10 protein-coding genes, 2 pseudogenes and 1 riboswitch are annotated in these 8200 nt (G+C 71.6%); of the genes and pseudogenes, 5 read left to right on the top strand and 7 right to left on the bottom strand.

From position 1 onward, the window contains the following. The 5 genes and pseudogenes from H5J33_RS15785 to H5J33_RS15765 form a co-directional block, all read right to left on the bottom strand. Nucleotides 1-245: pseudogene (locus H5J33_RS15785) on the bottom strand (urease accessory protein UreF); the annotation flags it as partial. Between the two features lie 15 nt (nt 246-260). Further along, the gene (locus H5J33_RS15780) at nt 261-1982 is read right to left on the bottom strand and encodes an urease subunit alpha (protein WP_181795539.1); all 1722 of its coding nucleotides are present in this window, start codon (nt 1980-1982) and stop codon (nt 261-263) included. Then, nucleotides 1975-2286, bottom strand: a complete 312-nt coding sequence (locus tag H5J33_RS15775; protein ID WP_181795538.1) for an urease subunit beta — start codon at nt 2284-2286, stop codon at nt 1975-1977. Before H5J33_RS15775 ends, H5J33_RS15780 begins: the two co-directional genes overlap by 8 nt. A gap of 11 nt (nt 2287-2297) precedes the next feature. After that, complete coding sequence (locus H5J33_RS15770) at nt 2298-2600, bottom strand: urease subunit gamma (protein ID WP_181795537.1); 303 nt, start codon at nt 2598-2600, stop codon at nt 2298-2300. Between the two features lie 235 nt (nt 2601-2835). Further along, complete coding sequence (locus H5J33_RS15765; RefSeq protein WP_181795536.1) at nt 2836-3114, bottom strand: type II toxin-antitoxin system Phd/YefM family antitoxin; 279 nt, start codon at nt 3112-3114, stop codon at nt 2836-2838. Nucleotides 3115-3199: 85 nt separating this feature from the next. Here H5J33_RS15765 and H5J33_RS15760 point away from each other — a divergent pair, with 85 nt between their 5' ends. The 3 genes from H5J33_RS15760 (at nt 3200) to H5J33_RS15750 (ending at nt 5206) form a co-directional block, all read left to right on the top strand. Then, a complete protein-coding gene (locus H5J33_RS15760; RefSeq protein WP_181795535.1) occupies nt 3200-3835 on the top strand; it encodes an ATP-dependent Clp protease proteolytic subunit in 636 nt (211 codons plus the stop codon). Between the two features lie 7 nt (nt 3836-3842). Next, nucleotides 3843-4148, top strand: a complete 306-nt coding sequence (locus H5J33_RS15755; protein ID WP_181795534.1) for a hypothetical protein — start codon at nt 3843-3845, stop codon at nt 4146-4148. Between the two features lie 437 nt (nt 4149-4585). Next, nucleotides 4586-4729, top strand: a riboswitch (cyclic di-AMP (ydaO/yuaA leader). Between the two features lie 3 nt (nt 4730-4732). Further along, nucleotides 4733-5206, top strand: coding sequence for a C40 family peptidase (locus tag H5J33_RS15750; RefSeq protein WP_181795533.1), 474 nt, complete (start codon nt 4733-4735; stop codon nt 5204-5206). Between the two features lie 938 nt (nt 5207-6144). Here H5J33_RS15750 and H5J33_RS15745 read toward each other — a convergent pair. After that, nucleotides 6145-6612: an ATP-binding protein gene (locus tag H5J33_RS15745; RefSeq protein ID WP_181795532.1), complete on the bottom strand. Its 468-nt coding sequence runs from the start codon at nt 6610-6612 to the stop codon at nt 6145-6147. A 214-nt stretch (nt 6613-6826) separates the two neighbouring features. Here H5J33_RS15745 and H5J33_RS15740 point away from each other — a divergent pair, with 214 nt between their 5' ends. Beyond that, complete coding sequence (locus H5J33_RS15740; protein WP_181795531.1) at nt 6827-7687, top strand: helix-turn-helix transcriptional regulator; 861 nt, start codon at nt 6827-6829, stop codon at nt 7685-7687. 9 nt (nt 7688-7696) lie between these two features. Beyond that, entirely contained in the window at nt 7697-7918 is a 222-nt protein-coding gene (locus tag H5J33_RS15735; protein WP_030775154.1) for a DUF397 domain-containing protein, read from the top strand. Nucleotides 7919-7998: 80 nt separating this feature from the next. Here H5J33_RS15735 and H5J33_RS15730 read toward each other — a convergent pair. Then, nucleotides 7999-8200, bottom strand: a pseudogene (locus H5J33_RS15730) (8-amino-7-oxononanoate synthase); the annotation flags it as partial.

The raw sequence follows: 8200 nt of genomic DNA, 5'->3' as shown, positions 1-8200 counted from the left end.
GGGGACGGGGGGCGGGCGTCGGCCGCCGCGTCCAGCTCGCGCGGATCGGCGCCGAGCACGGCCGCCGCCGCCAGCGCGCCCGCGACCAGCCCGGCGGTGTGCAGGCGGCCCCGGCAGAACTCCTCCAGGCTCGCGGGGTCGGTGATGCGTCCGGCCTTGACGGCGGCCTCGGCCCCGCCGGAGTGCGCGTGCCCTCCGGCGGGGAAGCGGCCGTCGGCCAGGACGAGCAGTGCTGCCCGTGTCATCGTGGAAAACGCCTGTCAGAAGAGGAAGTAGCGCTGGGCCATGGGGAGTTCGGCGGCCGGGGTGGCCTCGACCAGCTCGCCGTCGATGTGCACGGCGAAGCTGTCGGGATCGATCCGGACGTCCGGCATGGCGTCGTTCTCCCGCATGTCGGCCTTGGTGACCGCGCGCGTGGACTCGATCGCCACGAACCGCTTGCCGAGCCCGAGCCGCTCCGGCAGCCCGTCCTCGACGGCCAGGGCGGACACGAAGTTGACCGAGTTGGCGGCGGGGGCCCGGCCGATCGCGCCGTACATCGGGCGCGGCAGGATGGGCTGCGGGGTGGGGATGGACGCGTTGGCGTCGCCCATCTGCGCGTAGGCGATCTGGCCGCCCTTGATCACCAGCAGCGGCTTGACCCCGAAGAAGGCGGGCTCCCACAGCACCAGGTCGGCGAGCTTGCCGGTCTCCACGGACCCGGTCTCGGCGGCCAGGCCCTGGGCGAGCGCCGGGTTGATGGTGTACTTGGCGACGTAGCGCCGTACCCGGTGGTTGTCGGCGCGGCCGTCGCCGGGCAGCGCGCCCCGCCGGCGCTTCATGACGTGCGCGGTCTGCCAGGTGCGCAGGACGACCTCGCCGACCCGGCCCATGGCCTGGGAGTCGGAGGAGATGATCGAGATCGCGCCGAGGTCGTGGAGGATGTCCTCCGCGCCGATGGTGGACGGCCGGATCCGGGACTCGGCGAACGCCAGGTCCTCGGGGACGGCCGGGTTGAGGTGGTGGCACACCATCAGCATGTCGAGGTGTTCCTCGGTCGTGTTGACGGTGAAGGGCCGGGTCGGGTTGGTGGAGCTGGGCAGGATGTTGGCCTGCGAGACCACGGTCATGATGTCGGGCGCGTGACCGCCGCCGGCACCCTCGGTGTGGTACGAGTGGATGCCCCGGCCCGCGATCGCGGCGAGGGTGTCGCCGACGAAGCCCGCCTCGTTCAGGGTGTCGGTGTGGATGGCGACCTGGATGCCGGTCCGGTCGGCGACGGTGAGCGCGGCGTCGATGACGGCGGGCGTGGAGCCCCAGTCCTCGTGCAGCTTCAGCCCGACGGCGCCGCCGCGGATCTGGGAGAGCATCGCCTCGTGGCTGACGGTGTTGCCCTTGCCGAGGAAGCCGACGTTGACCGGGTAGGCCTCCATCGCCTCCAGCATCCGGGCCAGGTGCCAGGGGCCGGGGGTGACGGTGGTGGCCTTGGAGCCCTCGGCGGGTCCGGTGCCGCCGCCGACCAGGGTGGTGATGCCGGAGGCCAGCGCCTCGTCGGCGACCTGGGGGCAGATGAAGTGGACATGGGCGTCGATGGCGCCGGCGGTCAGGATGCGGCCGTTGCCCGCGATGATCTCGGTCTCCGGGCCGATGACCAGGTCGGGGTGGACGCCGTCCATGGTGTCGGGGTTGCCGGCCTTGCCGAGGGCGGTGATCCGGCCGTCGCGGATGCCGACGTCGGCCTTGACGATGCCCCAGTGGTCCACGACGACGGCACCGGTGATCACGGTGTCGGGGGCGCCCTCGGCCCGGGTGGCGCGGGACTGGCCCATGGACTCGCGGATGACCTTGCCGCCGCCGAAGACCGCCTCGTCACCGGAGGCACCGGGGCCGCCGGAGCGGTCCTCCTCGATCTCGATCAGCAGGTCGGTGTCGGCGAGCCGGATGCGGTCGCCGGTGGTGGGGCCGAACAGGTCGGCGTAGGCGCCGCGGGAGATCTCAGGCATCGAGGGCACCTCCGGTCTCGCCGCGCAGCCCGGGGACGATCCGGGCGCCGGACAGCGGCACCAGCTCGACCTCGACGGGAATGCCGGGTTCGAAGCGGACGGCGGTGCCCGCGGCGACGTTCAGGCGCTTGCCGCGGGCGGCCGCGCGGTCGAACTCGAGGCCGGGGTTGGCCTCGGTGAAGTGGTAGTGGGAGCCGACCTGGACGGGCCGGTCGGCGGCGTTGAGAACAGTCAGACGAGTGACCTCGCGACCGTCGTTGAAGGTGACGGGGTCGTCCGCGAACAGGATCTCTCCGGGAATCATCGCGGCGCCCCTCAGATGATCGGCTCGTGGACGGTGACGAGCTTCGTGCCGTCCGGGAAAGTGGCCTCCACCTGCACGTCATGAATCATCTCGGCCACGCCGTCCATGACGTCGTTCCTGGTCAGGACCTTGCGGCCGGAGGACATCAGCTCGGCGACCGTGCGGCCGTCGCGTGCGCCCTCCAGGACGTGCGACGTGATGAGGGCGACCGCTTCGGGGTGGTTGAGCTTCAGTCCACGGGCCTTGCGCTTCTCGGCGACGTCGGCCGCCACATGGATCAGCAGCCTCTCCTGCTCGTGCGGGGTCAGTTGCACGTCCCACCTCACTGTCCTTGCTCCGGACCGTGCGGGGTCCGGTTGCCGCAGCCATCGCGACGGGGATAGGTGTAACACACAGACAAATTCCCCGGATCGCTCTCAATTCCGGGCAGAAATACCCCTGATGGCGTGGATGCGCAGGCTAGAGGGTCGGAGTTTCAACGACGTTAACCAGACCTTGGCCGGCCCATGACCGTGCTATGGGCTCCCGCAGAGACGGCGGCGGCCGGACTCAGGGAGTGTCCGGCCGGCGGTGCTCCGCCGCGATCCCGAAGCGCTGCCGCTCGCGCGGCACGGCACCGGCGTCGTGCACCCCGGAGACCGAGCTGACGATCCGCTCCTCGCCCGGTTCGTCCAGCGCGTCCAGTCGCTCCAGGTCGGCGGCCGAGACCAGCGCGACCAGCGGCTTGCCGTGCCGGGTCACGACGACGCGCTCACCGCCGTACACCACCCGGTTGATCAGGTCGGCGAGCTCAGCCCTGGCTTGCGTCACCGGAATCTCGTAGGCCATGCCTCCATCATAACGTGCCGTACGTCATGTACATTCTGTACAGAAGTCGAGCCCATCGGGGCCTCGTCAGAGGAGGGGTATGTCCATGCACCGACCGTCCGCCCGGTACGTCCTGCCCGAGTTCACCGAGCGCGCCTCGGGCACCGTGCGCACCCTGGACCCGTACGCGCGGCTCTTCCAGGACCGGATCGTCTTCCTCGGCGCACCGGTCGACGACGCGACGGCCGGCGATGTGACGGCCCAGCTGATGTATCTGGAGCACCGGGCCCCGGACCGGGACATCACGCTGTACGTCAACTCGCCCGGCGGTTCCTTCGACGCCATGGCGCCGATCTACGACACGATGCGCTACGTCAGCTGTGACGTGGCGACCTACTGCCTGGGGCAGGCCGCCGGCCCGGCCGCGGTGCTGCTCGCCGCCGGCGCCCCGGGGAAGCGGTTCACGCTGCCCGGCGCCCGGGTCGTGCTGGAACAGCCGGCACTGCCCGAGCCGGTGCGCGGCCGGCCGAGCGACCTGCTCCTCCGGGCCGGGGAACTGACCCGGGTCCGCGCCACCCTGGAGGAGATGCTCGTCCGGCACACGGGGCGCACGGCCGCGCAGGTCCACGAGGACCTGGAGCGCGACCTCATCCTCGACGCCCCCGGGGCGCTCGCGTACGGTCTGGTCGACGGGATCGTGCCCAGCCGCCGGGACACGCCCGGCGCACCGGACGCGAGGTGAGCCGCCCATGCTGCCGGAACTGCCACCACTGCCCGCCCTGACCCGCGCCGAGGGCGAGTTGATCGATCGTTACCTGGAGGCCGTCGACCTGCTGGGCCGGGTCAATCCGGCCCGGCCCGGACACACCTACGGCGGGCTGCGTGCCGCCCAGGCCCTGGTGCGCAAGGCGGCAGAGCTGCGGGACGCGCTCGCGCTGATGCACCAGCGGGGTGAGACGGAGCTGCACGGGGACACGCTGGCACGGGCGCTGCGGGTGCTGGACGGCGAGCGCCGGGCCGCTCGCGTCGCGCTCCCGCCGGACGACGTCGGCTGAGGCGGACACCGGTCCGGTCCGACGACGCCGATATGTCGACACGCGTCGTTCGGACCGGAGTTGAAACGGCCCGAACGACGTACCGCCGACCGGTGTACATCCCGATCGTTTTCCGGGCCTCCCGAGTTGCGCAAAGCACGGGTCGACGGATCGCCGGCGAGGACATCACCCCAGGTCCGGGGCTACGGCGGGGAACTGACGGGGTCTCGAACAGAGCACTGTCCACCCGAACGGGTGAGTGGTGAGGAACACCACAAATCCCCGATTCCGTTGGGATTTTCAGACAGTTGTGAGCCAAGATCCCTGTCTGACGACAAGCCCCCGCCACCGCGGCGGGGCGGTCCGGGCGGACGCCGAGTCCTGCCGCCGCCCGGATGACCGGTCGACGGAAGTGGATCGGCAGGAGTGGAGGACCCAAGCAAGGCGGGTTCGCCGGAACGGATGTCCAGCCGTCCGACAGAGGTCGGGCGGGGGCGGAGGTTCCGGGCGGCCCTTGGGGTGAAGCCGTGGCAACGCGGCCGGGCTACTTCGCCAGCCCGAATCCGACAGGTCATCCTTCACAGGCGGCTGACGAAGGGTTGCGCATGACTGCGCTCAATCGAGTCCCGTCGCTGATGGCCCGGGCCGGTACGGCCTCGGCTCTCACCCTCGCCGCCGTGGGCGGCTCGATCGCGGTGCCCGGTCTCGCCACCGACGCCTCCGCCGCGACGATCGCGTCGAAAGCGCTCAAGGTCGCGGCCTCCAAGAAGGGCTCACCGTACCGGTGGGGCGCCACCGGACCGAACAGATTCGACTGCTCGGGGCTGACGCTGTACTCGTTCAAGAAGGCCGGCAAGAAGCTGCCGCGCACCGCCGCCCAGCAGTACAACAAGACGCACCACATCTCCGCCCGCAACCGCAAGGCCGGTGACCTGGTCTTCTTCCACTCGGGCTCCAGCGTCTACCACGTCGGCATCTACGCCGGCCACAACAAGATCTGGCACGCCCCGAAGACCGGGGACGTGGTGAAGCTCCAGAAGATCTGGACCAGGAGCGTCTGGTACGGCCGGGTCGGCTGACCCGTCCGCACGGCGGGGAGCGGCTCCGGCAGCAGGGCCGCTCCGGCGCACCACCGGCGCCCCTCCGGCCCGCCCAAGGCCGTGGGGCGGGCCGGGGTGCGCCAGGTCCGCCCACGACGGCCACGGGGCCCGTGCGGGCGCGGGGCCACCGTCGAGATACCCAACCGGAAGGCGCCGCCTTCCCGGAGCGGCCGGCAGGCCCCCTCCGAAGGCAGCCGTGGGGTGCGTCGGGACGAGCACCGACGGGCAGGTTCGGGGCCCGGAGCACTCGCAGGACCGCCCTGGGTCCCCTCGAGCGCGGGGGCACCGGTCCGGACCCGCAACACCCGCCGAACCACCACGGCTGCCTTCCAGAGCCGCCCGGCAGCCCCGGACCCACAACACGCGCCGCACCCGCCGACCTAGCGGCACGGACGGGCAGACCCGGAACCACAGCGCTCCGCGCCACGGCCACCCGCCGGCGCAGGCGAGCAACGCGGGCCCGCAACACACACCGGACCACCACCGGCCGCCCCACCGGCACGGCGGACAGACCCGAACCCGGAACACTCGGCAGGCCACCATCCGCCACCCACCCGCACGGACGGGCAGACCCGGAGCCCGGCGCTCGACGCCACGGCCACCCGCCGGCGCGGGCGGGCACACGGGAAACCCGGAGGCCGGGTGACTGCCCGGCACCGTGACATGGCTTCGCCCTGCCGGGGTCGGCCCGGGCGCGGGCCTGGTCGGTGTGTGCCGGCTCGGCCGGTCGCCGTACGGGCGCTCGCTTTCCGGATCGGTGTCCCGGGCGCCGTACACCGCAGGCGAGGCGCCTCAGCCCGGGGCTCCCGCCCCGAGTCACCGGAACGCGCGCCCACGGGTACCCGGGCGGCTGTCGGGGGCGACCGGGCCGGGTGTCCCGACCACCCCGGCCCCCTCCCCCTGACGACCGCCGGCCGTCAGGCCGTCGGAGGCTCCGGGGATTGCCCGGCCGGGACCGGTGCCGTCGGCAGGCACCAGGGCAGTTCGATGGAGACCGTCTTGCCGCCCTCGCTGGTCGGACGGACGCGGAGCCGGCCGCCGCACTCCGCGGTGAGCCAGCGGATGATCACCATGCCGCGCCCATTGTCCTGCTGGACCGCGGCGGGCAGTCTCTTCGGGAAGCGGGGGTGGCTGTCCGTGACACCGATGCGCAACTGTTCGTCATGGTGCAGCGCGATGTCGACGGTGAAGGTGGGTGACTGGCCGAAGGTGTGCTGCACGGCGTTGGTGGCGAGTTCGGAGACGATGAGCCGGACGGTGTCGGCCGTCTCGGTGTCCGCGGGCAGGCCCCACTCCGCGAGAGTGCCCACGACGTAGGAGCGCGCGGCCGAGACCGAGGCGGGATCGCTCGGCAGAGTGACGGAGGCTTCCAGATGGTCTGCCATGGCGACGTCGTCCCTTTCCCAACGGGACCGCGGCCCGCCATACGGCGGTGGGTTCGAGTACGGTCCCGGACTGGTGCTTGTCCGTCAGACTGCCATCACCGGGACGGTCACGGGGGGCGATCCACCAAGATATGCATATATCTGTCGCCCGAAGCGGTGAACCGTGCGACGCGAGACCGTATCGGGGCGGTCCGGACGGAGTAAGGAGGAGCCCATGCAGAACGGTCCCGCGGTGCGCCGCCGCAAGCTGGGCGCCGAGCTGCGCGCGCTGCGCACCGGCGCCGGGCTCACCAGCGGTGAGGCGGCCCGGCTGGTCGGCTGGCACCAGTCGAAGGTGAGCCGTATCGAGACCGGCGCCAGCGGCGTGAAACCGGCCGATCTGCGGTTGCTGCTGGACGCCTACGGGGTGCGGGACAGGCATCTGCGCGAGTTGCTGCTGATACTGGCGGGGTCGGAGGAGACCAGCGGCCGGCACCGCTGGTGGCACGCCTACCGGGGCGTACTGCCGCCCACGTACCGGGATTTCATCAGCCTGGAGTCGCAGGCGAGCGCGATGCGCACCCTGGAGACCACGGTGGTGCCCGGCCTGCTGCAGACGGCGGAGTACGCCCGCGCGGTGACCCGGGCCGCCGTGAAGGACCTGGACGAGGACCGCCTGGACACCCTGGTGGAGGTGCGTCTGGCCCGCCAGGACGTGCTGCGGTCGGACCCGCCGCTGGCGCTGAGCGCCGTACTGGACGAGGCGGTGCTGCGCCGCGAGGTGGGCGGTCCGGGGGTGATGGCCCGGCAGCGCCGGCGGCTGATGGAGGCGGCCCGGCTGCCGCAGGTACGGCTCCAGGTGCTGCCCTTCACGGCGGGGGCGCATATCGGCCTCACCGGGCCTTTCGTTATCTTCTCATTTCCGAGCACTTCTGATCTGGACGTGGTTGTTCTCGACCAGTTGACGAGTAGCCTCTACCTGGAACGGAAAGAAGACCTGATGGCCTACTCCGAGGCCTTCAGCACCCTTCAGTTCCACGCCCTTTCCCCCGAGGACTCGTTGGACTACATCGCCGGGATAGGTGACGGCGTGTAAGGAGGCACCATGTCAGCTCTGCCTCGGAACGTCCCCGTCAGTACCGACCTGCACGAGGTGCGCTGGCTGCGCAGCAGCCGCAGCACGGGCGCGAACAACTGCGTGGAGACGGCACGGCCGCGCTCCGGCCCCGCGGCCGGACTGCTCGCCGTGCGCGACTCGAAGAACCCGGCCGGACCCGCCCTGCTCTTCTCCCCCGAGAGCTGGACGGGATTTGTGACCGCCCTCTGACCACGCTCCGATCCACCCTCTGATCGGATTCGCTCAATCCTTCATTGTTTTCGAGGGATTCACGGCCGTGTCACGCCGACTCATGGTCGCGTTTCGCCGATGACCCGTACAGCGCGTTCGATCTCGGCCCCGGAGAGGTCCGCGCGGGCGGTCAGCCTCAGCCGTGAGACGCCGTCGGGCACGGAAGGAGGACGGAAACAGCCCACGGCCAGACCCGCCGCGCGGCAGTCGGCCGCCCAGCGCACCGCCCGCTCCGGGGACGGAGCCCGCACGGAGACCACC

The organism is Streptomyces sp. WELS2 (genome assembly GCF_013870595.1).
GTDB lineage: Bacteria > Actinomycetota > Actinomycetes > Streptomycetales > Streptomycetaceae > Streptomyces.
This window is presented reverse-complemented; position numbering and strand designations above follow the sequence as displayed.